The sequence below is a fragment of the Deltaproteobacteria bacterium genome, assembly GCA_016874775.1.
In the GTDB taxonomy this organism is placed as follows: Bacteria; Desulfobacterota; Binatia; order Bin18; family Bin18; genus VGTJ01.
The window spans coordinates 17,773-43,881 of sequence record VGTJ01000021.1 but is presented as its reverse complement, the minus strand read 5'-3'; the positions used below and the strand labels follow the sequence as shown (position 1 = coordinate 43,881).

Genomic DNA, 26,109 nt, shown 5'->3' with positions numbered 1-26,109 from the left:
GGCCTACAGGTCTCCGACGATGAGTTTCAAGCGCTCAATATCAAACCCGGTAAGTTTCATGGCGATTGGAACTATACGCTTCTTCCTCGCTCTTAATCGGTAACTTAATTCTTGCCCATGCCTAACGCCGGGAGAGCGAAGTACCGAGCCTGAACGGCTTTCCCGACTTTACGCAATGTGTCTCGCGGCAAAATATTGGTTTCTTCATGCTGGGCGAGCATGGAAGAATACGCGTGGGTCAGACCTGCTTTGCTGACGCGATTGACTGCCAGGTTCGGGTGAACGATCTTCTCGCTCGGTAAATTGGCTTGCATTGAGTCAACCAAGCCTTGAATAAGAGAAGGGCCATACGTTTCTTGGCCGGTGTTCACGCGGGCAGCTAAAAACGTAATTCCTCCTTCTTCCAAGGATTCCCAACGAAACCCGGATTCGCAATACAGTTCACGGGCGTTGGTTGATTGCTGTAAGAACAAGCGATTGACAGATAGACTTGCACAGCCATGCACGAGAGCGGTAAGCAGCAAGAGAGAAACAGCAATCCCCTGCGTTCTCCCGAACGGCCAGTTCATGCCCCAGCACATGGTGGTCTCCTCTTTCCCCTTCATAACTTGCCCTCTTGGCAGGATATAGGAAATATAAGAGCACGTGCAAATGGCACAGTCACCCATTGGATGGATGAGCGAATCACTCTTTGAGTGCTGACACAACTCGACTGACCCAGGCGAATCCACCCAGTAGCTGCAGGGACATGCCAACCACGGTAGTGATCAGTACTATCCGTATCCAGGCCTCGCCTTTCTTGACGCCCCAGCGCGCACCAAGCCAGGCGCCACAGGCATTCGCAGCAGCGAGCAATAACCCAGTTCCCCAGACGACTTTATTGTCAGCGACAAATACAAGTAGTGCTATCGCTGTCGTGCAGAGCATGGCCGTAACTTTAACGCTATTGGCGAGCACCAGGTTCATACCGCCAAACAGGTTGAGGACCAGCAAGAAAAATAATCCAGCCGCAACTTGTAAAAACCCGCTGTAGACACCAATGAAAAAGAACACTGCCCACAAACCCCAGCTCTCACGGAATGTGTGCTGACGATTGGCAAATCTCGCATTGAGTTGCCGTTCGGCAAGGACTGGCCCGATCAAGAGGAGTAGGACGATACCAAGGATAGTGCGGAACTGGGTATCATCGAGCCGAATCGAAACGAGGGCTCCAAGAAAAGACCCGACGATCGTTGGGATCGCCAAGGAAAATGCCAGACGGTGATTCGTCACTTTGAGTTGATGATAGGTCGCAAGCGCGGCGATGTTTTGCACGACCACCGCCACGCGATTGGTGCCGTTGGCAATCCCCGGTGGGATGCCAATGAAAATCAATGCTGGCAGTGTCAGCATCGAACCGCCACCAGACACGGCGTTGATGAAGCCAGCAGCTAACCCACTGGCGATAAGCAGCACGATATGAAGAATGGAGTAATCGGTTGTGACCATTGGTTTTATCGTCTTCTGAAGACGGTATCCCACCTCTCTGGTCTAAATCAAACCACCCGAGGTTGGTACACTTTGGGTCGTCACCAGAGAGACCGTAGCGTGCGCCATGCGCACGGGAATCAACGCTGGCACGCGCATCGAGCGCACACCGCATGCTACCCCAACTGTACGAATGTTCCGTGGTCCGATGTAGCACTTCGGGCAAACGCAGACTGTTCATTTTGCTGCCTTTGCGACTATAGGGGATGGCCTGAGAAATAGCCAGGTTTGAGCATCGGGGAGACTGCGTCGGGGACGTTGACGCCACACGCTATCGATTCGCACGTCAGTGGCAAGCCTCGTACCGTGTCTCGCAAGTTCATGAGCGGTGGAATCGTAGGGCGCGTACCACGCGCCAGTCAGTTGGCGTGCTGCGCACGCCCGACAACTGCTCACGAAGTGATGAGACACGATACTAAATCGGACCGTGAAAGATTGGTATACGAGTGCTGTCACCCTGAGTGCAACGAAGGGTCGCTCTGGGAGATTCTTCGCTCCGCTCAGAATGACACGGTTTGGAGTCTGTAGTGTAACGTGTACGAATGTTCTCAGGTCTGATGTAGACAAAAGGGGTTGTTATTCTGACGCTGACTTTTGGCCTTCTGGACAACACCGGTGTTCCTGATCTTTGTCGAGCAACTCGATCTTAGGTTTCAGTTCACGTCTACGGATGGACCATCAAAAATGCTTTCGATAACGCCACTGGAATAAGAATAACTGACATCACAGTGAAGCTGCGGCTGCTATGAAAGGAAAAAGTCTAACGTGAGTAGGGTGCTAGCGACGATGCCAAATAGAATTGACGCCGTTCAGTCGTTGACCCCTGTGGGCACCGCTCCTATGATCGTGCGCCAAGGAGACTACGATGGAACCAGCGGTCATCTCACTCTACTTTGATTACAAAAGTCCATTTGCCTATCTCGCCAAGGATGAAGCCTACAAACTAGAGGATGAGTATCGAGTAAGGATCGACTGGCTTCCCTACATCCTCAATATCCCGGAGGCGCTCGGGGATCTCCAGACACGCACCGAGCAGCAATGGCGGAAGATCCGCTATTCCTACATGGATGTACGTCGCTGGGCGAACAAGAAGGGACTGGTGATTCGCGGACCACAGAAAATTTTCGATTCGTCGATTGCGGCGATCGGGGCGTTATACGCCCAGAAACAAGGAACATTTCGCGCCTATCATGATCGTGTCTACGAGTGCTTTTGGCGCCGCGAACTGGATATTGAAGATCAGCACGCGATTGTGACGGTGTTAGGCGAGGTCGGTGGGAGTCCTGACGGCTTTCTGAGATATCTTGATGAAGAGGGGCCACGCGAACTGGCAGCGATACAGCAACGTGCGGATAAAGACGAGGTATTTGGCGTGCCACTTTTCATTGTTGCAGGCGAGATGTTTTGGGGGCATGACCGGGTGCCGTTGGTGCGCGAGAAGTTGGAGACGATGGGATTGAAGAAGTAGGTGTGACACGGTGTTGTCTGTGATGTGGGATGAGAAGAAGAGGAGCAGAAGACAATGCAAATACTGTGGTATCTGATGGTATTACTCACGCCAGCGCTGGTCCTGGCGGCAGAGACGGGCAATGTCACTGACCGTTATTTCCTTAGCGGTGATGGTACGGTGTCATTGACCAATGCGAAAACCAATAGCTCAGCACAGGTGCGTTATCGTGCCTCAGACGGAACGTATCCGGCAGAAGCACGACAGCAGATTGATCGCTTGTTTGGTGTCACTGCTGACGATGAAAATCATATCTCGTTACGATTGATTTCAGCTCTCGATTTTATTGAAGATCGCTTTCATTTGCCGATCGTATTGATTTCTGGGTATCGCAGTCAGGAGTACAACGACAACCTGCGTGCGAAAGGCGGTGGCGCAGCGAAGGCGAGCCTCCATATCGAAGGGATGGCCGCAGATATAAAGGTGCGCAAGAATCTCGCCGCGAAAATCTGGGGCATTGTCAAAGACATGGGATGTTGCGGTATTGGTTTCTACGGTGGGGACTCGGTGCATATCGATACCGGCCCGGCGCGCTACTGGACCCAAGCGACCTCCAAAGTTCGCACCAACATCTCCGAAGACAACAAGAGCATCATGGTCCGTACAGACCAAGATATTTACCTGCCAGGTGAGAAAGTCGAGGTGAAGCTGGCGCGCATTACGGCCTATCCCGTGAGTGTGGTGCCGACATTCTCAGTTCATGGCAATGGTGGAGCGCCGCGTGAATTTGCTTTTGCAGGGAAAAACGGTGCGTGTGTGTCGGTGCGCGACGCCAACGAGCGAGCTTTTGTGTGGCATGTACCTGATGATCTTCCACCAGAAGGGCGAATTCAACTGCAGTTGCGGTTTTGTGACAAACAGTTTGCCACCATGCCAGATCAGATCATGTCGAACGTGATTGAAGTGCGATAGCGAAGGAGGGCGCAGTGTGCTGCGCCCCAACGATTGTCGCGAGTGGCTACTTCTTCCCTTTCCCCTGTCCCGCATCATACTCTTTGATCGCTTTCTCGATCGCGTGAGCGGTGGCCGAGACGTATTTGCCTCCAGCTTTGATGATCCGGTCGTACGAGGCTTGGGGTGGTGCGCTTTGCCCTTTGAAATGCGGCATGACGTACTGTGAGATGAGTTCATACGATCGCAGGGTCGCTTGCCAGTCGGCGAAGTCAGCACCGATGGTGAGATAGCACCCGAATCCTCCAGATTGTTTCTGAATGCGCTTGATCTGCGCAATGGCCATGTCTGGTGTGCCGATGACGCCAGCGCCGGTCTCGTTCATCTCTTTGACAATATCTTCGTAGGTTGTGGCACTCGACTGTCCCATCGGAAGAATATGGGAAAGATAGGTCATGACATTGAGAAAGCCGAAGCGACAATCTGCTAATGCCTGCTCCTTCGTCTCGGCGATATGCATTGGCCCTACCATACGCCAGTTGCGTCGGTCGACTGTTTGGCCATTCTTGGCCGCCTGCTCTTCGGCGACTTGCCAGTGATCGTGCAGCATTTGAAAGCCCAGCGGGTTGGTCGCGGCCAGGGAAAGAAGGCCCACACCAAAGCGGCCAGCCAGCGTCGCTCCGGCAGGGGAGATCGAGGCCGCTACGGCAATATCGAAGCGTGGATAAGAGTACGGACGTAACTGTAAGACGCCCTCATTGATGGTGAACCAATCGGTTTTGCGCGTAACGGTCTCGCCGTTGAGCAACGCCATGATCACTTCAAAGCTTTCCTGCATCATCCGACGTTGGTTGTCAGGTGCGATCCCAAGCATGATGGCGTCGGATGTCAGTTGGCCAGGTCCGACCCCGAACATCACCCGCCCACGTGTCAAGTGGTCGAGCAACACGAGGTTGTCAGCCACAAGTAACGGGTGGTGATAAGGAAGAGAAATAACGCCGGTCCCAAGCTTAATGTGCCGTGTCCGCTGTGAGACGACACCGATAAACACTTCCGGCGAGGCGATAGTTTCATAACCAGCCGAGTGATGCTCGCCAATCCAGGCTTCATCAAAGCCCAGGCGGTCAAGGTGTTCGATCAATTCGATATCACGTTGCAAGGTTAAGGTTGGATTCTGCCCTACGGGATGCATAGGTGGGAGGAAAACGCCGAAGCGTAATGGCCACTGTGTGTTCATGAGCTGGTAGTAGCTAGTCTTCTGTAGTGGGTCAAGATGTCGGTGGCACAGGTGCATAGCAAGATGCTGGCAACGGCAGCGTAGAAGCGTGTTCGCCCTTCGACACGCGCAGGATAGGATTTGACCAGCTCACGGTGAATGGCGGAGCTATTGGCGTTTTTGCGATGGCCCGTTCGTCCTGCGTTCAAGGCGGAGGTGCATAGCATACGTAAGCTAAAACGCCAGACACGGAGGAGGCGCCGAGGCTCACAAGAAAGAGCAACGTCCGTGGCTGATCATATAACCGCGGTGTTTGGGCAGCCGCAAACCATTGCTCTCCCATCACCGCCTTGATTGCCACCCTCATCTCACGAGGAAGTTTTTCCCAATTGATGTTGGAGTGGCCGACAAACGTATAGGGGTAATCGCTATAGGGATAATCCGGCCACAGCTGATAAATCTGGGCGTAGATTCTTGGGTCATTCTGAATATCGTCTGCCGTCGCTATTTTCCCCTCGTCCGTATGCCAGGCGAACGCATGATCGGCAGGAGAAGTCACGCGCCACGCACCATCATGATAGAACTCCACCATGGTGTGGCCATCGTTAGGAAACTGTTTTGCGCGGTGATACACCCGAATCGCATCTTGATAAGATTCAACCCACGAGAGGCTCTCTTGCTCCGCGACCTTGCCATCGAGCTGCAACTTCCGCGCCGGAATACCGAGTTCCCACAAGGCATTCAGGACAATCCTGGTCATAGTGCCACACGGCCCCTCTTTGTGCTGTCCGAGAAATCCATATGTTCCATAGCGTAGTGCCACGGCGGGGGTGACGTTGAAAAAAGAAAAGCTTTCCACTTGCGCGTACCAATCGACGTCCTGTTTCTGGAGGGCCCGATTCGTTCTTCTATACACCTCCTTGTCCAACGAGAGGGCAATCTCATCTGTTTGCGTCAGGTGCTTTCGCCACACTGCAGCGTAGATGAGGTTGCGAATATAGAAATTGTGTTCTCGAACTTTGCTCAAGAAAAATACCGACGCGAGGATCGAGAGAGAGAAAACAGTGAGTGAGAGACAAAAGAGAACGTGTCTGATTAGCGTGTACATGTTGGTCATGCCTTTGCGTTATCTATTGACCTCAATCGAGCCACAGAAGATTCGTACACTTCCCACGCATGATGAAATACCCCCTAGCCCCCCTTTGCAAAGGGGGGACTGAAAAATGCCCCCTTTGGCAAAAGGGGCCGCGCGCAGCGCGAGGGGATTTGTTGCCCGTGCTGTACTCATGTCGTGTGGACTGACTGAGCTCGCCGCTCGAAAGAAACACACGAGAACTCTCACTTCCCTCCTACTCTTGCTGGCAAGAGTGAGGACATCACAGTAATCTCATCAGCGGAAAATGCCCTCAGGACAAAAAGCCATATACCGTAACACCCAGCAGCGACTGGCACGACCATCCACAAATCGGTGTGAGAGTTCAGCAGGAGCCACACGATCACTCCCATACCTGCGGCGGCAACAGCGAACCGCCACGTCAAACGCCACACGTCTAAGCGAATGCCGTCACGTTGGAGGAAATACGCTAACATGCGGTTATGCAGAAACAGATTGCCAATCGTCGTAAGCGCCGCACCAAGGGGTCCAAGCAGAAAGATCACCAGGCAGCCGCTGACGATGCGCGTGCATGCGGTCACCAGCTGTACTTGCACATTGCGGTTTTGTTGATCACGGGCGACGAGAATCCGCCACAGCATACTATTCAAACAGGACACGGGAAGATTCCAGGCGAGAATTTGTAGCACGAGTACAGCAGGAAGAAATTCCTGACCAAAGACCAGCCGGATTATCGGTTCGGCTGCAACCGTCAAACCCACCGCAATGGGTAAGGAAAGGGCAAAGAGGTATTTCACTGACCGTTCCTGCAGGAGTTGGGCGTGCTGATCAGCCTGGTGATAGAAACGAGACATGACCGGAAACACGTTGGTCAGAAACGTTTCAGGGATGACTTGCCACAGATCAACCAACTTCAACGCCGCGCTATAGAAGCCAATGTGCGTTTCATTGCTGAACACTGAGAGTAAAAGAATTTCCGGACGGGAAAAGAACCCGGCCAGAAACGAGGATGCAGCGAACAAACGAATCTCGCGAAGCAATGCCACGCCGAAGGAGAGCTGAAACGAACCGCGCAGCGGTGCAATGTAACAAGACGTGAGTAGGAGGTAACAAAACATCATCACGTACCTGCTCGCGACAAACGCGGCAATGACGCTCACGACACCGTATCCTAGCAAGAGGAGCACAATGCTTGCCGTGAGACTCCCCACCGTGACGATAAGCGTCGTATACGTCTGAAATGCGACCCGTTGATGGGCCACGTAGACGGCTTCGTGAATGACATTCAACGTGCCGGGAATCACCGCGAGCAGCACAAGATACGAACCGGCGCGCAGTTCCGGCGAGTAGCCGAGATACGGCAAGATCAGCGCTGCCGCACTCATGACAACAAGGCCAGCAACGATCGCGACCGCACTCAAGTGCAGGACATATTGTTGCGTCTTGCTGCGGTCTTTGGCGACCTCACGAACGATAAAGCTTGACACACCGACTTCCGCAAGCAACGCCAACAACCCGTACAGTGCGAGAACGGCTGCATGGATACCGAGCCCGTGTGCATGCACGGTGCGTGAAAGCACAAAGACCAACACGATTGCCCCTGCTCGCTCCACCAACGTCGCTACCGCGAGGACCGCCGTATTCCTAGCAACTTTTTGTGACTCGTTCATAGCTGTACCGGTTAGAGACCGAGGAAATTGAGGGCTGAGCACAGAGTCAAGGTGAGCTGGGCGATGTCCTTTCGCGCCGCCAAGAGAACTTTCGGACTGATAGAGTGGAAGCGATCGAGGTGTAACATCTGTTCGAGTGAGGCCGCGATGCGGATGAGGGGACTGTTGCTTTTGCGTGAAAACGGAATCCAATTGTATCTCCGTATCGCGTGGATGGTGAATCTATGTTCAGGAAGCGATTGTAGGAGCTTTCGACAACTGACAATGGTCGAGACCAGGGAACTATTTGGGTCCCATACCCGCTTAAGTCCCCATTTGTAGCTGTGCAGGTTTTGCGCGTCGAAAATCACTGCGCCCCCTGGACGCAACACGCGATAGCATTCCGTCAGGAGTCTTTTATGGTCGACGTATTCCGCAGCTTGTAACGCTACGACACAATCGAAGCTATCAGCCGCGAAGGGGAGGTCGGCGACATCGCCACGGACGAGTGGTGTTCCCGGCAGTTGTTGTTGGAAGGCTGTGACCGCGACTGGCTCGATATCGAGTCCCATCATACGGAAGCCCAGGCGCGACAACGGCAACGTCATGCGTCCACTCCCACAGCCAACGTCAAGAATACGGCGTGGGGAAGTGGGGGTCGCGAGAAAATCGGAGATGAAGGCATACTCGTGCTGAAAGTGATAGCGCCCCATGCTGGTGTCACGAAATTGGTCCCAGAAAAACACGGAAGGGGCTGGGAGGGCTCCCGGTTCGACGCCAGTGTCTTGCGGAAAGGTCACGTTCAATATCTCCTTACAGGTGTTGGTGATGGTTTACTTGACAATTGTGTAATAGGCGCGCTTGGCAGTGGTGTAGAACGTTGACCCACGTGTCCGTGCGAAGCAGCGTTTGGCGAATTGCATGAGGGTGTTGGTGGCAGCCTCGTACATGTACTCTCGCCCGATGCGGTGACGATACGCTTGAAAATAGTGGTCGAGTTCTACGGCTGACTGGGCCCTGCCGTTATCGCCGTACTTGGTGACATAGAAGTTGAACTCTCCTTCGTACAACGAGTCCATATTGTGCAGTGTGGTCTTCATAAAATTGCCGATGAGCAAGTCGTCAAACGCTTCATATTCGATCGCTGTCATCAAGCTCTGGCGCGGGACCGCGAAGGTGATCCCTTTGTGCTGCGTGCCGCCGAGTGGAATGTAGTGATCTTTGCCTCCGACATGGAAATTGAGGAATGAGAGGAAGTGACGAATGCCATCCTTACGCGTGAAGTAGGTATCGAGTTTCGTGGTATCTTCTGTACTCAGTTCTTCACTCCAACTATCACCGTAAAATTCAGGCGGGTGCACGTCGACAACGTTGAGAGCCGGATTCACCTCCGTGACTTCCCCGCTGCGACAATCAATCGTGACAAAGGGTGGAATGAATGCGAGATCAGGATGGAATCCTTCGCGATATGCAGACAAGGGCGTCACATATTGGCTTGCCCACAACGAATCCTCACGTTGATATTGATGGAATGAGCTAAAAGGAATGACGTGATTGATGCGGAGCGACTTGGCCATCAACGATAACTGATCACCGAGGAGAAACTCATCGGCTGACAACGTCGGTACAAACTTGCCATCTTCACCATAGAAATTAATCATGTCGGCATCGCCGTAGCCCATGATGCTCAAAAGATACGAGTGCGGATATTGCGCAGCGATCCGACGGATGAGACGGGTACACCCACGACTCCCCGCATCGTTGCAATTGACGAACAGGCGTCCGTACGCCTCAACCAACAAAACCGCATCCTGGATGATCGTGGTGATGCAGAACACGCGCACGTGGTCAGAGAGGGTGATCCATTGGCGATCTGGGAGCACGAACACGTCATACCCCATAGTCGTCAAATCCTGCTGCATCCGGCTGCCCACATGATCAGGCAAAAGGATGGTCTTTCCCTTGAAGCGAGGAAGACTGTAGGCATTCAGATGGTCCGGGTGGCCATGTGAAAACCAGACGTATTTGGTAGAAAAAATGTCGTGTTTGATGTCAGCGGGGATGACGTGAGAGAGATTCCAACTGCCGAAGTAAGCGTGATCCTCTTCTCCCATCCACGGGTCAGTGACGAGAACAACGCTGTTGTCTCGTACGACCATGGTGGCATTGCCGATAGTGGTAACGCTGATCATAGTCCCTCTCTTCAGTCGATACCGATACGTGAGTCACTCACGATTGCATCATCGATGTAGATCGTATGTGTCGGCGGATCGGTGTGGCCTGAGTAGTTGTTGACCGTCCATTGTCTGGGGTATTCAACATTTGGGTAGCCGTATTCGGTCACGACGTCAGCCACATTCAAGATCCGGTGACCGTCTTGCCAACACGCGACGCGTCCGGTCTTTTGCCGGGACCAGCCGTAATAGCACTCTAAGTGAATCCATCGCTTGAGCGGGATGTTGGTCAAGGCTTGAGCGGCGACACCATTGCCCTTCGTCATGTATCCTCCGTCACTGCCAACGTAACTATACAAGTAGAAATACATGGTTCCGTCTGCACGGTTACCGACGTTGACAGAGTAGAGCGGGTCGCTCCAGGGAACACCATCTTGGCGAATAAAGGCTCGTTTCCATTGAAAAAGGTTCCAGTAGATGACTGGGCGCACGACCTGAGGAAAGTAAAACCACACACTGTAATACGCAGCATCAGGAAGCGTTGTCGGAGTGGTAGCAGTGCTTACTCTTGCCATTCTCACTCCTGGTTCCGGGTTCTTGGTGCCGTCCGCATTGGTAATCGAGAGTGCTACGCTGTAACGGCCCGAATGACTGAGGCTGTTGGTGATGCGAGCGTGGGCAGTCGAGCTAATCCAGATGCCGTTGTGTCCCCCGCTTTCCCACTGCGATAAATCTCCTTTTTCGTGGTCAGCTCGCCACAGGACGCGAGGAGTATGAGCAGAGTCGGCGGCGTCACCACAGGCAGGAACGAGCAGGCCGCACAGACCACAGAGCAGGAGCAGGACAACCGCACGTGAACGAAGGAAAAAAGAAAAGCTGCACCGCATATATACGTTTCCTCAATGAATTATTCCGCACATCGACAATGGCTCGGTAAAGACGCCCCGCCGGGCGTCTTTCCGCCACAGGGGTACAGTTCGTTCATCTACATTTGCAATGGCTGCCTATATGTCATCCCTCTCAGTACGCAGGTATTGTTCGTGGGCCTGGACTACTCCATACGGAAACGTGCGGTGGAGTTGCTTTGCCCGGCATTGTGGGAACGTGTCTCTTTCTCGCTACGTGTGAGTCCTGTATGCGACTGACCGCGGTGAGCAACCCAGCAATCAACCACACCATCTGTATAGAAGGACGGGTATTGCTGGAGAACGGCTCGACAAGCATCTGGAACATAACCCCAATTAAGGCGGTCGAAAGCCCAAGGGCAGTAAGCGCCAGAAAACGATCCTCATTGCGCTTCCACGTATGCCAGCCGCGGCGGATGGTGGCGAGCAGGAACCAGAGAAACGTTCCCAAGCCGAGGAGTCCAGTCTCAGCTCCAACTAGCAGATACTTATTGTGAATTCTGGCCACCCACATATCGGTAAGATACCAAGGGATATACTGCGACATCAGAAGCGGGGAGTTGTTAGCGCCAACGCCAAAGACAGGATGCTCCAGGATGATGCGTAAGGCCACCTGAATGAGTGGGATACGTGAATAGGAGGAACCATGATCGTCTGCGGTGAAGCGGGCGAGAATAACGCTAGACGAGGCTGCGATAACAACAAGTGCTACCCCCGTAAGAATGATAAGGAGTGGTGGGGGCAGCCATCCACGCTGCCAGAGCGCCCGAAGCAAAAGAAAGGTGGCGATGAGGAGAGCGAGCCAACCTCCGCGCGATAATGTGAACAGGAGCGCCACCGTCCCTAGCCCGGCGCCAAGGAAAGCTAAGCCTTTGACCGCGACGCCCGCCCGTGTCCACAGGGTACTCAGGGCGGCTGGGATGATCAACACCATATAGGTTGCCGCAATGTTGGGATGTCCAAGCGTTCCACCAGTCCGTTGGCCTGCTTCTAAATCTGGATAGTTCGAGCTAATGCCAGCAAATGAGAACCCGTGCCCTACGATCTTGGTTACGATCATGATCACGCTCTCGCAGGTCAACCCGACCAGCAGTGCCGTCACGATAAAGAAAACCTCCTGGCGGGTGTGCACCGTCCCGACTAGATAGCGGAACAAGAAAAACATCTGGAGGAGGAGGAACAACTCATAGGCGGTGAATATGGGGCGAGACGCGCCTATCACTGAGAGTCCTATGCACATGAGATAGGCGAGCGCCGGGCGACTGACATGATCGTGTACCTGCGACGCGTAGCGTTGGCGCGTAACCGCCTCAGTGAGCCACAGGCTGTACAAACCGATAAGGGCGAGGGTGGTGGCGGACACTGACCAGCCAGTGAGAATTCCCATCGCTCCGAATTCTGGCTGGTGACCAAGCTCGATATCTAAGCGCAGCGGCAAGTCCAGCATGATGACAATGAGCAACAGTTTCCGCACGGTCCCAGCGATCATGGCGATAAATGGAGCGAGCATTGCTGCGATGACGAGCGGAGTCCAAGCCCGTGGTAAGGACAGGGCTGCAACCGTGCAGTATCCGAGAGCGACGCCGAGCCCGCCCACAACCAGCAACGACGAGAGCGATTCCCAGCGGAGTTGAAGGCTGAGCCTCTGTTGCAGCATGGCGATCCTCATCGTTGTTCCCATGATCCTATGCAAAGAACCGATAGAGAACCTCTCCCGCACGGTCGGTGATATGATCCGGAACTGTCGTGTCGGTAAAAAGTTCGGTCAGTTGCGGGAGCAGGCTGCGCGCCTGTTGTTCATACGGCAACGGTAGGTGTTCGGGGACATGGCGAAGAAAGGAGATGGTTTTCTCTTCGGTAGCGAATTTTCGTTTGAAGCTGATCAACCCTTCCTGATCCCAATCGCTGAGGCCGAAATCGAGAGCCGTCAATCCCGCGGCTTTCCCGTATTGTATGCCTTCCCAAATCAGGAGTTCGCTCATGCCAAGGTGGAGATAGGCCGGATCCGTGGCGCTGAACTTGTAGTAGAGCGTATCTTTCCACACCAGGAATACCACGCTGCCAATGATCTTCTCTTGGTAGTAGGCGAGAAATAACACTCCCTGTGACAACGCGAGAAAGTGGCGCCAAATGTTGGCGAAAAACCCGTATGGCTGTGCCAGGAGGCGATATTTCTGCTTGCGGATACCTCGATGCAAGGTGAAGAATTCCCGCATCTCTTCTTCTCGCTCTGCCCGACGAATGGTAACCCCTTCACGCTGTGCCCGGCGAATTCGCCATCGGCAGGAGTTCGGCAGTCGCCGCAATTGCGCTTCGCTATCAGGGCGGAGATCCAATCCATGCCAGCGTGCCTGTTTGGCCACGGTAAACCGCGTATCCGTCAGCGGCACCATATTGTGTAAGCAACGGACCAGCACTGGGCATTGCTCACGAAGTAAGTGGGTACTCAAACTATGCCAGGTTTCACTGTCGGGAGTGATGGGATCACATAAATCGGAAAAGGGGAGAGTCACAATGCGTTTCCCAGTCATGTCGGTAATGCCAACAAAAGGAATCCCTGCAATCGCCTGCTCACGGCTATCAAGTACGACATGAGCACCGATGTCCCAACCATAGGTATCGGCGAGCACGTGCAGCCACGCTGGTGCGTGAAACACGCTGCTCTGCTGGCGCTCAACGAGCTGTTGCCACCGGGGGGCAGTGCATGGATCAATAGTCACAAGGTGGAGTGCGTGGTTCGATGTTACAGACTGCGTTTTGCCATTGTCACTGGCAAAGCAAAAATCATCAGAGACAGAACTCTTCATAGCGTACACATGCCTCTCAGTTTTCTCTTACGACTACCGGTGTTGCTGGAGACGAGACCTCCAGCCGAGGGAAGAGGGCGCCATAGACCGCCAGGAGGGGAGGAATCGAATGTTTCCAGGCTAGAGCGTTCTCAACCCGATTATGCCCCGCGGTGCCCAGCTGGTGACAACGCGCCGGGTCATCCATCAGATGTGCCAGCGCACGCGCAAATGCGAGTTCATCATTACCGGGAACGTAGATTGCTGCATCTTGGGCACTCGCGCGATGCTCGGGCAGATCAAACGCAACGATTGGTTTGGCCATCGCCATATATTCCATGATCTTGATCATGGTTGAGCGATCGTTATACGGATTCGACGGTTCCGGTGCGACACAAATATCTGCGGTTGAGAGATAGCGCGGAACTTCACCGGGCTCGACCCAGCCGGTAAAGTGCACGTATTCGGTGAGCTGTAATTGCGCGGCAAGCGACTGTAACTCGGTGAGCGCATCACCGTTGCCGACCAAGACACAGAAAAAGTCGCGGCGCCCAAGAGTGGTTACCAGGTGGGAGAGCGCACGGAAGAGGTAGTCGACACCATCCTGCACTCCCATCGTTCCGGCATAGCCGATAATGATTGGGGCTTTCTGGCGCAGTTCACTAATGGGTGCGGTTGGTTGCAGGCGGTTGAGGGCGGGGCCATTACGGACGACTGTGATGCGCGCGACTGGAATCTGGTGCCGCTGCACTGCTAAGGCTTTATACGATTCGTTGGTAGCAATGGTGTGGTCCGCCAAGCGATAGGAGAGTCGTTCACATGCAAACAACAGCTTTCGTAACAGAGGCTTCCCCTCGCCTGGAAATCGGGCATCGTACATTTCCGGTGACAGGTCGTGATGATCGAAGACGAACCGCCTACCAAACAGTTTGTAAAGGGCGGCAATGAAGACGAACGTATCTGGCGGGTTATGGGCGTGAATAACATCGAATCCGTGCCGCAGAAAAACCCACAAGGAAATCAACAACGCTGCCGTCATGGCACAGCCGTATTCGAGTACATACCCCAAGAGGCCATTGGCTCCTGGGGGCATCGGGAAACGATAGACACGAACGCCATGGACGGTTTCGCACCACGACTGTCCTGAGCCTGCTGGAGAGATGACCGATACTGTATACCCTTCAGCCACGAGCGCTTGTGCTTCCTGGCGAACGCGGCTGTCTTGTGGATATGGATGGTTTTCCAATAACATTAAAATGTGTGGACGAGATGCTCGGTACATGTCTTACTCACGTGTCGAGAAACAATTGGTGCCAGAGTTCAACGTTCACGAGCGCCCAAATCAGCGTTCCGTGATCGGCCATACCACTGTCATGTTCGACTAAGACCTGCTCGACGGCTTGGGGTTGAAACAGCCCGCGTCGTTTGACCGTGCCAGAGGCAAGCAGGTCATGAACAAATGGACGTGCGGTCGTGCGAAACCATTGCGCAAACGGAACCGGAAATCCTTGCTTCTTGCGGTCAATGATGGCAGGTGGGAGCCACTGGCGACTGACTTTTTTCAACAAGTACTTCCGTGTCAAGCGATTGAGTTTGAGGTGAGAGGGGAGGGTGGCAGCAAACTCTACCAATTTGTGATCGAGGAGGGGAACCCGGGCCTCGACCGACACCGCCATACTGGTCTTGTCACCACGTGCCAAGAGATCGTCAGGCAGCCAGAGTTTGGTGTCGACGTACAGCATCCGGCTCAGCGGATCGGGTGCCGCGGTTTGGGCGAGATGGTAGGCGAAGACCTCCTCTGCGGAGTGTTGTTGTAACGTGTGTTGGAGTTCTGGCGTGAGCAATGCAGCCTTCGTTTCTGCTGGACATAGGGGAAACCATCTCACTAGACGTGAAGACTCTTCGGATTGGCACAGTGCTTGGAGAGCCAACTTCGGCCGCCTCAGTCCTGGCAGTTGATTGCTGATTGACAAAGCCATTGCTCGTGCCGGTCGTGGGAGAACCTGGCACAACGGGGAAAATCGTTCGCCAGCGTAACGGGCATAGCCGGCGAAGAGTTCGTCTCCGCCTTCCCCAGTCAACACCATCTTGACATGGTGGGAGGCCAGCTCGGCGACCATGTAGTTGGCGAGTGTTGCTTCATCTGCGATAGGCTGGTCGAGGTGCCACACGACCTTTTTGCTGAGGTCGATGAGATGGTGTGGGTTGATCATCACTTCGTGATGGTCGGTGTGAAATTGCTTTGCTACCATCCGGGCGTACGGTAGTTCACTTTCAGTGCTCCCCTCGCGAGTAAAACCCACGGAGAAGGTTTTCACTGGTTGGTTCAGCAGTTGGCTCATTAATGCCACAATGGTGCTGGAATCGAGCCCACCGCTGAGAAATGCGCCAAAGGGAACATCACTCATCAGATGTGACTGCACGCATTCGCGGAGCAGTTCGCTCAGTTGCTCAGCGTAGACGTCTTCACTCTGGTGCCCATTGCCATTGGCAGGAAATTGGACATCCCAATACCGACGTTCAGTGACGCCAGCGGCGTCGCACAGGAGCAAGTGGCCAGGAGGAAGCGCACGAATGCCGGCAAACATGGTCTGCGGGGCGGGGACGTATTTCAAAGTGAGAAAGTTGTTGAGTGCGTCAAGCTGGAGTCGTGCATGGACACGGGGATGCTGCAATAGCGCTTTGACCTCAGAGGCAAAGACGATTTCTCCCATCGGTTGGGTGTAGTAGAGTGGCTTGATACCGAGACGATCCCGCGCCAACAATACGCGCTGACGACGCGCATCCCATACCGCGAACGCGAACATCCCCCGCAGGTGGTGCACGCAATCTTCGCCGAAGTCTTCATAGAGATGCACGATGACTTCGGTATCGCTGTTCGTCGCGAGCGTATGGCCGCGCTGGAGCAGTCGCTCGCTCAGTTGGCGATAATTGTAGATTTCCCCGTTAAAGACGACGACGACACTTTTATCTTCGTTGAAGATCGGTTGCTGGCCAGTACTCAGATCAATAATGCTGAGCCGCTGCATTCCCATCGCCAGCGTTGCCGTACTATGGATGCCTTGATCGTCCGGTCCACGATGGTGGATCGCCGAGAGCATCGCCTGCAGGGATTGCGTATCGGTAGGGTGTCCGCGATAGTTGTACATTCCAGCGATTCCACACATGATCTGATCCTGTGTTGCTTTCTAGTTGGTCGACATTTTCTGTTCTTGCACAGTTGTTACGGCAGGAAGTGTCTCGTGATAGGCTGCAGTTTGGGATTGATGGGGATTGGCCAGCCTGGACAGAATCTGTGCGGTCCGTGCCACATTACGTGGAGAAAACACCTCTTCCGCTATCTGGCGGTTAGTCTTTCCTAACCGCTCTCGTAGTGAGGCCGATTGATAGGCCTGTCGGATCGCCTGCGCGAGTCCTTCGACATCATTCTCGTCGACGACGATATCTTTGATAATACGCGGGATCTCGACGTGCCGGGTGGTAATGACGGGCTTGCCAAAGGCCATTGCTTCAATAAGGACGTTAGGGAAGCCTTCCGCGACGCCACTCTTCTCCGTACGACACGGGAGGCAGAACACGTCACATGCGCGATACACTGCCTTGAGCGCATTGCCGCTCAAAGGGCCGAAGAACGCGACGTGTCGATCAATACCGAGCTGTGTCGCTAGTGCACGCACGTCAACTGGAGCCTCTGCGCCTTCTCCACCAACGACCCAGACCTCGATGTCTTCCTGGTTTACGTGTGTGAGAGCCTTGAACAGTACCTCATGTCCCTTGCGTTCGACGAAAAAGCCGACGATGAGAATGACAAACTTCTTGTTCGGACGGTAGTCTTCGATATCAACGCTATAGCGGACGACTTCGACGCGTGTCGGTGCGACCTGGTAGTGGGTCGCGAGGTATTCACGGTTGTACTCCGTCGGGACAATAACCTGATCACAGACGGCTAACGCTCGCTCAAAGAGTCGTGGATTGGGATTGTCATAGAGTTCATAGGCATGGATGGTCACGGCGAGGGGTTTGTGGAGGATGCGTTTGCAGAAATAGCCGACGAAGAATTTCCGGTCGCCAAAGGTGGCATAGATCAGGTCGATGTCAGCCATCGTCCGCGAGAAGTACCACGCCAGCGCAAAGTCTATGACTGCACCGACCGCCACCGCTTCCCATAGTAATGACATGTAACGGAAGGGAGAGTGTACGAGAAAGTAGGGTTGCCACAGGAGCACGGCAAACAGATTCCAGCGTTGGAGGTCCCGTTCGTCTCTCGCGGTGTACAGACCTTTTCCATACTTGGTGGGAAAGAGGCGAATCGAGACCCCTTGTGCACTGAGGAGGCACAGCTCACGATAAATGAAATGCTCTAAGCCTTTCTTCATGGAAGCAATAGCGGCAATACGCATGAAACCTCGATTCGTAACCGATACGAAAATTCACTCTTTGAGAGGAACGTTTGTTACATCCATACCGTGCGCTCGTGCAGGGCAGATGATGGTTGAGAAGGGGAAGCGCGTTGAATGACATCGAAGCGATTCGGATACTGAGTCGGACTGACTGGTTGTAAGAAAAACCCGCGAAGGGTGCCATCAACGATGATCAGACGGTGCACCACGCTAAAAAGCATGCGATACAGGCTCCGTTTACGCAGCGCATCGCCAACAATGGTGACAGCACAGAGGAGCAACCAGAGGCCAAACCATATCCACTGGCGATGCCAGTACGACCACAAGAAGCTACCGAGGCCAACGGCGAGGCCGACAAGCGGAAGACAGACATAGCCGCGCTCTTTGATGTACGTCCACAGCAGCGTACTGCCCAAGTGGTAGCGGAGGACCTGCCCATCACCCAAATAGAGATTGCGCCGCCAGCGAGCGATCAGCGTAGAGAGTGCACCTTCTGGATTCGAGTAATGATAGGCAATGGGATAATGCAGGTCCACGATTCGGTAGCCAGCGTGGCGAATGCGCAAACACAGCTCTGGTTCTTCTTCCGAACGCAGATATGGGTTAAACGGACCAACTTCAGCTAAGACCGACCGTCGATACAACGCTGCTCCGGCACAGGCGGGAATAGTGCTGGCTGCTCCCGTCTCAGGTGGCAGTGGCGGCTTCTCGTATGCTTGCGCTGTCGGCAAGAGGTCGAGCGTCTGACCAGTGACGACCGCAACCTCAGGAGAGGTTGCCAAAATGTGGAATGCCTGCTCTAGCCATCCGGAGCAGAGTTCCATATCTCCGTCCAGGAATAACACGAAGTTACCAGTCGTATGTTGATAGCCGACGTAACGCCCTGCCGCAGGAGAAAGATGCTGGTCTGATCGCAAGCGGAGAATGGTGATGGCATACGCGCTTGCTTGTGCCACGGTGTCATCAGTCGATGCGGAGTCAACCAAGATAACCTCGCGTGATGACACACGAGTCGTCTCACGCAGGACCGATTCAATCAAGCGCTTCACATTCCACGCCTGGTTTTTGCTAATGAGGACGACTGAAAGTTCGGGCATGAGCACGTCTTCCTATAAACGGGTTATGCGGCCTGCTGGTACATGCCGATGGCGCCGGTGACGCGTCGAATAGCACTATCGGTGAGTTCTGGATACATTGGTAACGAGAGGATCTCAGCCGCATACTGCTCGGTCACGGGAAAATCTCCCATGTGGTACCCAAGGTTTTGATATGCTTCCTGCAAGTGGATCGGTACGGGATAGTGAATTCCAGTACTGACGCCACAAGTCGTGAGATGCGATTGGAGGTGCTCTCGTTCAGGGCTACGCACGACATACAGATGCCAGACCGGCTCCGCATGGAGTGGCACCTTCGGGAGGACGAGTCCACTGCCGACCAGCAACTGTGAATATTGCTCCGCATGGTGGCGCCGGGCCGCATTCCAGCCATCCAAGTGTTTCAGTTTGACCCGCAGCACCGCGGCTTGGAGGGTATCGAGACGCCGGTTAAAGCCTTGCATCGTGTGGTGATACTTTTTTTGCTGCCCGTAATCGCGCAGCATACGAATGGTGGTATTCGTTCGTTCATCACTCGTGACGACGATTCCACCATCGCCATAGGCGCCCAAGTTTTTGGCAGGATAGAAGCTAAAGGCGGCTGCGTGTCCAAGTGACCCCGCACGACGGCCTTTATACCGTGCCCCATGGGCTTGGCAGGCGTCTTCGATAACGACGAGATGATGGCGTCGCGCAACGGCCATAACGACATCCATATCTGCGGGCCGTCCGTAGAGGTGCACGGGAACAATCGCTTTGGTGCGCGGCTAGATGTTTTGCTCAAGCTGCATCACATCGAGTGTATACGTTTGCGGATCGGCATCGACGAGCACCGGCGTTGCGCCGCTGTAGGAGATTGCAAGTGCCGTGGCGATGAACGTATTGGCGACAGTGATGACCTCATCGCCCGGCCCAATATCATAGGCGCGGAGGGCCAGTTCGAGCGCAGAGGTCCCAGAATCCACCCCAATCGCGTAACGGGTTTCACAATACGCGGCAAATTCTTCTTCGAATTGTGCGACATCGCGCCCTAGGATGAAGTCGGTCTGCTGTAGGACCTTGCTCATGGCGAGAGAGACTTCAGCCTCGAGTGTGTGATACTGCGCGCGAAGATCAACGAAGGGCACTTGCGGTAAAGCTGTCTGAACGGACATCGAATTTCTCCTCCTCCTGTACAACGACTGGGGTACCGTAGTCTCGCAGTGAGCGATCGATTGCGGTCATGACCCGAACCACATCTCGACCAGCCCAGGCATCGGTACGCGGGGACCGCCCGGTTTGTATGCATTCAATGAAATGGGCACACTGATTCTTCAACGGTTCACTGACATCGACTCGCGGGCTGATGATGTCGCCATCGCGCACCTGCAGCTGATACTCGCCAAACGTTGCGGTCTCGGGCTCGATTAACGAGACCCCTTTGTCAAACACGCGAACGCGTTCCAACGGGTTGAAGTCGTTGAAGACGACGCGTTTGTTACTTCCCACCACGACAACTTCGCGTACTTTGTCAGCATCGGCCCAACTCACATGGATGTGGCACACGGTATCCGCTTTGTAGCCGAGTGAAATGAATCCCACGTCTTCGCGCTGATTGCCTAAGACGCGCGCCCCGACCGCACTCACCCAGGATGGTGTGGCGTCGAGCAAGTAGTTGAAAATAGAGACATCGTGGGGGGCGAGATCCCACAGCGCATTCACATCTTGGCGGATCGGCCCCATGTTCGTCCGTCGTGCATAGAGGTAGTACACTTTGCCGACGTCTCCGCGAGTGATGTATTCTTTGACTTTCTCAATGGCCGGGTTGAAGAGGAAAATATGGCCAACCATCAGCTGCAGTCGGTGGCGCTGCGCTAAGGTGATCAGCTCTTCGGCATCACTGACTTCTGTGGTAATCGGTTTTTCTACTAAGATATGCTTACGCGCGGCGATGCAACGTTGCGCAACTGCGTAATGCGTAGTTGCTGGAGTGCAAATGACCGCAGCCGTCACCCCTTTGGTTTGCAGGGCAGTATCGATATCAGTCGTGCACTGAATATCGGGAAACCGACGGTGAATTTCCTGAAGTCGTTCCTGCCGTGCGTCGCAGACCACGACTGCGTGTGATTGTGGCAGTTCGTTAAAAACCCGCAGGTAATTGATCCCCCAATACCCGCAACCAATAAGCGCGACACCAACTTTTTCTTCCATGATTCATACCTTCACTGATAGATTGACAATGAGAAAAAACACTAATTCGCTCCACGTTGAGAGAGGATCGCCGGAATTGTCAGCGTCAGGAGTTTCAGATCAAGCCACAAGGATTGCGAGCGAATGTATTCAAGGTCCATTGTGACCATGGTCTCAAACGGAACCTGCCCACGACCGTAGACTTGCCACCAGCCAGTGATGCCAGGTAAGGCGGTGAGGCGTTGCCAGTGGCGCGGCTCGTACCGTGCTGCTTCGTATGTGGGTACAGGACGTGGGCCAACCAGACTCATGTCTCCTTTCAAGACATTGAAGAGTTGCGGCAGTTCGTCGAGGCTGGTTTTTCGTAGTATGTGTCCAACACGAGTGACGCGGGGGTCGTTGACGAGCTTAACGGTGTTTTCCTTTGTCTCCTCGAGATGTCCATCAACGAAGGCTGCCACTTGCGCCTGATGCATTGATTGATCTGCACCATGAACCATCGAGCGGAACTTGTAGAATGGAAACGTGACGACTTCCCATTGCATGCGACCGTTGTGAACGCACCGCCGCGCCCCGACCCGCTCTTGGATAAACAACACCGGACCTGGGCTGTCGAACTTGATGAGGACCGCAATGAGGAGCATCAAGGGCAAGAGGAAGAGGATCAGCATGGCAGCGAAGAGTATGTCGAAGAGCCGTTTGCAGAGACAATAGAAAGAGTGTTGCCCTGCTCTTGGGCAAGGAAGGAAAGATTCCGCCCATCGCCCTGTGAGCGGCTGGCTGCTTCAGATTTCCATCGCTTTTGTTCCTCCATCCACGTTCATGGGCGGAGATTCAGATCGGATTTATTCTGAACCTCATCCCTGCTCATCCTTTACAGTTGACTCTCTCCCTGCTCGGGTATAGCCTGAAAAAAGCAAGGGGGTGGACGTACTTCACCAGGACATGCTGGTAAGTTCACGCCAGCAGATTGCTGTAGTATCCAGACTTCTCTGTACTCCGGACCATCGCCAAATGTTCGACGGCGTACAGAAAACGCGACACCCCGTTGCTGCCTTCAAGCCGCTTTATTTCGTAACTTCTTCCTTCTCTTGGATTGTCTCCTTTGACATCTGTACATCAGGGACATTATTTCTTCCCCATTGACGCAAGAGTGTTGGCCTTTGCGCTGGTTCTTTTGCTCGTTGGCGGCTCTCCCGATACGCCTGGTAGTAAGGCGTAGCTTCTTCTGGTTGCAGCCGTACTTTGTTCAATACCACCCCGAGCAGCTGTGCTTGTGGATAGGACAAGCGCAGCTGTGCCTCTTTGACCTTTGGGTAGGCGGTCTGCTCACTATCGACAACCAACACAACTCCATCCACCATGGTTGAAAGAATTTCTGCGTCACTTACGGGGAGGACTGGAGGAGTATCGATCACCAGGTAATCGTAAAAACTGCGCAAAAACATCAGAGCTGCGTGCATCTTTTTTGAACTGAGGAGATCGGAGGGGCTTGGGGGAAACGAACCACTGGCGAGAAAGAATAATCGCTCAGTAGCGGTTGGTTGGATGACCCTCGCCAACTCCAACTGTCCCACGAGAAACTCAGTGAGCCCAGTATCATTTTGCGCTTTCAACATCGTATGACAGTTTGGACTGCGGAGGTCGGCATCGATAAGCAATACCCGCGCTCCCATTTCCGCTAAAGCGATTGCGGTGTGCACTGCGGTCACTGTTTTCCCTTCGCCGCTCGTAGCACTGGTGAACAAGATGGTCCGAGGTGGTCCGACTGGACGAGAGAGAAGCAATGCTGTGCGGAGCTTACGATAGGCTTCAAGCGCAACAAGCGGTGGGCGAGCAGGAAGAGAAGGACGAAGCGACGACTGCGGACTACTCAGGGAAGGCTGGGGAGCGGGATGTCCGAGTGTGGGAAGCGTAGGTAACGGTGTGGGCGTGAAGCCGGGGACTAACGCGAGCGTAGGTAACTGGAGATGTCGTTCGACTTCTGTTGGGGTTTTCAGGGTATTGTCGCAGTAGGCAAAGAAGAAAGCTGCGCCTACGCCACCGACAAGGCCGACGAGTGTACTGAGCAACAGGGCAAGCGCGGCTTGTGGCTTCGCAGGCTTTTGCGGGGGAATAGCGGGATCGACCACTGAGGTATTCGACGTCTGTACGTGTGTGGTCACTCCCATCTCCGCCAGACGTCGGAGCACACTCTCATAGAGTTGACGGTTGGTATCAACTTCGCGCGCGAGAATCGAATAGGTAACCGAGGCATCTTTCAGTTTGAGCGCGGCTTCTTTTTGCTCATCGACTTTTCGCCGCAGTTCGGTTTCCTTTGCTTTTGCCGTGCGGTAAGCGGTCTCAAGCCCTTTGCTGATTTTACGCGCCTCTTCGTTCAGTCGATACTGTGCTTCCGCTACTTGAGCTTTAAGCTTATCAAGTCGTGGATACCCAGGTTTGAACTCAACGGCTAATGCGGCGTACTCTGCTTGCGCTCGTGCGAGCTGCTCCTTCAACCCTTACATGAGTGGGTTTGTAGTAACAGGAGAAACATGTTCGTAGGACCCAGAGAGCAAAAATTGCACTTGCGCTTCAAGTGCGACCCGATCTGCCTCAGCTTCGGTGAGAATTTTGTTCAGATCTACCAGGCGGTTCACGACAATGTTCTCTTTATCGTCGAGAGAAATAATTTGCTGCTCTCTCCGGTAGGCATTTAACGCGGACTCAGACTGCTCGATCCGTTCTTTCAAATCGCCTAACTTTTCTTCGAGAAACCGGCTGACTTGTTCGTCGGCTTGCGTGCGCAGTTCTACTCCCTGGCGAATATAGGCATTGGCGTGCGCATTCGCGACCTGGGCAGCAAGTCGTGGATCTGGTGAGCTGAAGGCGATCTTTGTTAAGCGAGTGCCGGTCACTGGGTGAATCTCCAATCGCTGCAGATAGGTGTCTACAGTACGATAGAGAACTTGTTGTGATGTTTCTTCCTCGACCAGGCGTGAAGGCGAGATCAACGCTTTGAGTTGTGCCAGCACCGCTCGCACCGAAACCCAGCGCTCTTTGGTTTGCGCAATACGCTGCTCATCGAGACCGTGTTCGCGGATGACACGGCCAGCAAGCGTCTGACTGCGCAGAATCTCGTACTGGGTCTTGTAGTAGTCGTACTCCTCTGGTCCCAAAGGTTGGGCTAACACATCGCGAAGATTAAGGACATTTGGGATCTGCGGCTCAATTAACAAGGTCGTCTCTGCAACAAAGGTGGGCGTCGTCGTAGCCAGATAGATTACGGTAGTACCGACCGTCGCAAGTAGAAGAGTGGTCACTACACCAATGCGTTTTCTGATGAGCTGCCAGTAGTCGCGCAGGTGCGTTGCTTCTTCTTCCCACTCGCGGCTCTGGAGGCGTGGTACCCCAGACTGTGAAGCGATAGGAGCCTGGCGAACGTAAGAGGAAAGGTGATCTTTCATACCGCACTACGTATTGACGCACGCTGTTAATAGCTGCGGAACGTTGCTCCCACATGCAACACTGACGTCATGAAACTATAGATGCCGTACGGAATTAACTTGGAGGAAGAAGAAGATACTTCAACAACATCTCCGTCCTGAACGGTAATATCCGGACTTTCTCCCAGCTTCACTTTTTCTAAGTCAGCTATGAGGAGCATTTTCTCGTCGGTTCTGCCGGTACGTAATATGCGGACAGAACTAGTATTGGCGGCAAAATGCGGTCCTCCTGCTGCAGCAACAGCTCCAAGGAGCGTTAGGCCTGGGGTGATTTTGTAGGCTGCAGGTTTTTCAACCCAGCCCTGAACGAGAACCTCACCGCCACCTGGCACGATCACGACGTCGCCAGGACGAGCTGGTAAGGTGAGCGGTGCAGAGGTACTGCCTTTCTCAAGGCTTTGCAAACTAATCTCAATCGGGTCTGCACTTTTCAGAATAAGAGGAGTGGCATTGTGGTTCACGAGCTGCGCTGGCAATGTGGCCGCGAGCGAGCGGGCCTGATGACTTTGCAAGGGCTCTGCGGGAATCAAATACAGCCGTGGAGCTGCTCCTTCCTTTACACCACCGGCCAACGAGAGCATATCAAGGATCGTGTCGCTACCACTGGCGAGCATATAGAGTCCAGGTTTTTCGACGGCCCCTAACACCGCAACTTGTCGACTGCGATATTCACGAATAAAGAGTGTAACCCGTGGGTGATGCATGTAGGCCTGCAGACGCTGACGAAGGGCTGCTCTGAGTTATTCCTCAGCGAGGCCTGCTGCTTGCATGATGCCAATAAACGGAAGTTCAATCGTTCCGTCCCCAGAGACACGGACTGTCCGGTTAACGATCTCCTCCATGGCGGGGACGGTGATCTCCAGGACATCCCCAGGGCTCACGGGGTAGTCGGCAAGTGCTGTTTCTGCACGTCGTTTTTGCCACAGCTGTTGTAAGCGTTCTGTATCTGAGTTGGGTGGGGATTGGAGTGAGAGAGGAGAGTGCGTTGGTTCGAACTGTACTGCAGCAGTATGAGGCATCTGGGCAGACGGCGAAGCAGACGCTGCTCCTTCCTGCAAGGACACACGTGACGTGGTGCCACATCCGAAGAAGGCGAAAATGCTAAAGAGAAAAATCCCAATAGAGAGAATCACACACTGCCTCAGCTGTTGCCGTGTTGTCGTGCAACAGAAAGAGAAAAGAGTCGGCACGC

The 26,109-nt window shown here is 53.9% G+C and carries 22 protein-coding genes and 1 pseudogene; 2 read left to right on the top strand and 21 right to left on the bottom strand.

The window, feature by feature from the left end; all coding sequences use genetic code 11:
• Positions 1–104 precede the first annotated feature (104 nt).
• Positions 105–605: a hypothetical protein gene (locus tag FJ147_05675; GenBank protein MBM4255370.1), complete on the bottom strand. Its 501-nt coding sequence runs from the start codon at positions 603–605 to the stop codon at positions 105–107.
• Between the two features lie 79 nt (positions 606–684).
• Positions 685–1,488: a sulfite exporter TauE/SafE family protein gene (locus tag FJ147_05670; protein ID MBM4255369.1), complete on the bottom strand. Its 804-nt coding sequence runs from the start codon at positions 1,486–1,488 to the stop codon at positions 685–687.
• A 904-nt stretch (positions 1,489–2,392) separates the two neighbouring features.
• Here FJ147_05670 and FJ147_05665 point away from each other — a divergent pair.
• Both FJ147_05665 and FJ147_05660 read left to right on the top strand, forming a co-directional pair.
• Positions 2,393–2,995 (top strand): disulfide bond formation protein DsbA, encoded by a 603-nt coding sequence (locus tag FJ147_05665; protein ID MBM4255368.1) that lies wholly within the window; start codon positions 2,393–2,395, stop codon positions 2,993–2,995.
• A 54-nt stretch (positions 2,996–3,049) separates the two neighbouring features.
• The gene (locus tag FJ147_05660) at positions 3,050–3,946 is read left to right on the top strand and encodes a DUF882 domain-containing protein (GenBank protein MBM4255367.1); all 897 of its coding nucleotides are present in this window, start codon (positions 3,050–3,052) and stop codon (positions 3,944–3,946) included.
• Positions 3,947–3,992: 46 nt separating this feature from the next.
• On the opposite strand, the gene FJ147_05655 is transcribed toward FJ147_05660, so the two are convergent.
• The 19 genes and pseudogenes from FJ147_05655 to FJ147_05565 form a co-directional block, all read right to left on the bottom strand.
• The gene (locus FJ147_05655) at positions 3,993–5,162 is read right to left on the bottom strand and encodes an LLM class flavin-dependent oxidoreductase (protein ID MBM4255366.1); all 1,170 of its coding nucleotides are present in this window, start codon (positions 5,160–5,162) and stop codon (positions 3,993–3,995) included.
• A 184-nt stretch (positions 5,163–5,346) separates the two neighbouring features.
• On the bottom strand, positions 5,347–6,168 hold the full coding sequence (locus tag FJ147_05650; GenBank protein ID MBM4255365.1) for a hypothetical protein: 822 nt from the start codon (positions 6,166–6,168) through the stop codon (positions 5,347–5,349).
• Positions 6,169–6,479: 311 nt separating this feature from the next.
• The gene (locus FJ147_05645) at positions 6,480–7,925 is read right to left on the bottom strand and encodes a flippase (GenBank protein MBM4255364.1); all 1,446 of its coding nucleotides are present in this window, start codon (positions 7,923–7,925) and stop codon (positions 6,480–6,482) included.
• A gap of 11 nt (positions 7,926–7,936) precedes the next feature.
• Complete coding sequence (locus FJ147_05640) at positions 7,937–8,704, bottom strand: class I SAM-dependent methyltransferase (protein ID MBM4255363.1); 768 nt, start codon at positions 8,702–8,704, stop codon at positions 7,937–7,939.
• Positions 8,705–8,737: 33 nt separating this feature from the next.
• Positions 8,738–10,096: an MBL fold metallo-hydrolase gene (locus FJ147_05635; protein MBM4255362.1), complete on the bottom strand. Its 1,359-nt coding sequence runs from the start codon at positions 10,094–10,096 to the stop codon at positions 8,738–8,740.
• 11 nt (positions 10,097–10,107) lie between these two features.
• Complete coding sequence (locus FJ147_05630; protein MBM4255361.1) at positions 10,108–10,965, bottom strand: hypothetical protein; 858 nt, start codon at positions 10,963–10,965, stop codon at positions 10,108–10,110.
• Between the two features lie 133 nt (positions 10,966–11,098).
• Positions 11,099–12,664, bottom strand: coding sequence for a hypothetical protein (locus FJ147_05625; GenBank protein ID MBM4255360.1), 1,566 nt, complete (start codon positions 12,662–12,664; stop codon positions 11,099–11,101).
• A gap of 4 nt (positions 12,665–12,668) precedes the next feature.
• Positions 12,669–13,790, bottom strand: coding sequence for a GNAT family N-acetyltransferase (locus FJ147_05620; protein ID MBM4255359.1), 1,122 nt, complete (start codon positions 13,788–13,790; stop codon positions 12,669–12,671).
• A gap of 16 nt (positions 13,791–13,806) precedes the next feature.
• Positions 13,807–15,051: a glycosyltransferase family 4 protein gene (locus tag FJ147_05615; GenBank protein ID MBM4255358.1), complete on the bottom strand. Its 1,245-nt coding sequence runs from the start codon at positions 15,049–15,051 to the stop codon at positions 13,807–13,809.
• A gap of 7 nt (positions 15,052–15,058) precedes the next feature.
• On the bottom strand, positions 15,059–16,936 hold the full coding sequence (asnB, locus tag FJ147_05610) for an asparagine synthase (glutamine-hydrolyzing) (GenBank protein MBM4255357.1): 1,878 nt from the start codon (positions 16,934–16,936) through the stop codon (positions 15,059–15,061).
• A gap of 21 nt (positions 16,937–16,957) precedes the next feature.
• On the bottom strand, positions 16,958–18,169 hold the full coding sequence (locus tag FJ147_05605) for a glycosyltransferase family 4 protein (GenBank protein MBM4255356.1): 1,212 nt from the start codon (positions 18,167–18,169) through the stop codon (positions 16,958–16,960).
• A 53-nt stretch (positions 18,170–18,222) separates the two neighbouring features.
• A complete protein-coding gene (locus FJ147_05600; protein ID MBM4255355.1) occupies positions 18,223–19,266 on the bottom strand; it encodes a glycosyltransferase in 1,044 nt (347 codons plus the stop codon).
• Between the two features lie 23 nt (positions 19,267–19,289).
• A pseudogene (locus tag FJ147_05595) lies at positions 19,290–20,417 on the bottom strand (DegT/DnrJ/EryC1/StrS family aminotransferase).
• The gene (locus FJ147_05590) at positions 20,377–21,453 is read right to left on the bottom strand and encodes a Gfo/Idh/MocA family oxidoreductase (GenBank protein ID MBM4255354.1); all 1,077 of its coding nucleotides are present in this window, start codon (positions 21,451–21,453) and stop codon (positions 20,377–20,379) included. The pseudogene FJ147_05595 and the gene FJ147_05590 overlap by 41 nt, the downstream one beginning before the upstream one ends.
• A 41-nt stretch (positions 21,454–21,494) precedes the next feature.
• A complete protein-coding gene (locus FJ147_05585; GenBank protein ID MBM4255353.1) occupies positions 21,495–22,103 on the bottom strand; it encodes a sugar transferase in 609 nt (202 codons plus the stop codon).
• Positions 22,104–22,499: 396 nt separating this feature from the next.
• Positions 22,500–23,930 carry a polysaccharide biosynthesis tyrosine autokinase gene (locus FJ147_05580; GenBank protein ID MBM4255352.1) on the bottom strand — a complete coding sequence of 477 codons (1,431 nt, stop codon included), beginning with the start codon at positions 23,928–23,930 and terminating at the stop codon, positions 22,500–22,502.
• 3 nt (positions 23,931–23,933) lie between these two features.
• Entirely contained in the window at positions 23,934–24,878 is a 945-nt protein-coding gene (locus tag FJ147_05575) for a hypothetical protein (protein ID MBM4255351.1), read from the bottom strand.
• Between the two features lie 26 nt (positions 24,879–24,904).
• Positions 24,905–25,621 carry a hypothetical protein gene (locus FJ147_05570; GenBank protein MBM4255350.1) on the bottom strand — a complete coding sequence of 239 codons (717 nt, stop codon included), beginning with the start codon at positions 25,619–25,621 and terminating at the stop codon, positions 24,905–24,907.
• 36 nt (positions 25,622–25,657) lie between these two features.
• A complete protein-coding gene (locus FJ147_05565) occupies positions 25,658–26,050 on the bottom strand; it encodes a hypothetical protein (GenBank protein ID MBM4255349.1) in 393 nt (130 codons plus the stop codon).
• Positions 26,051–26,109: the final 59 nt, after the last annotated feature.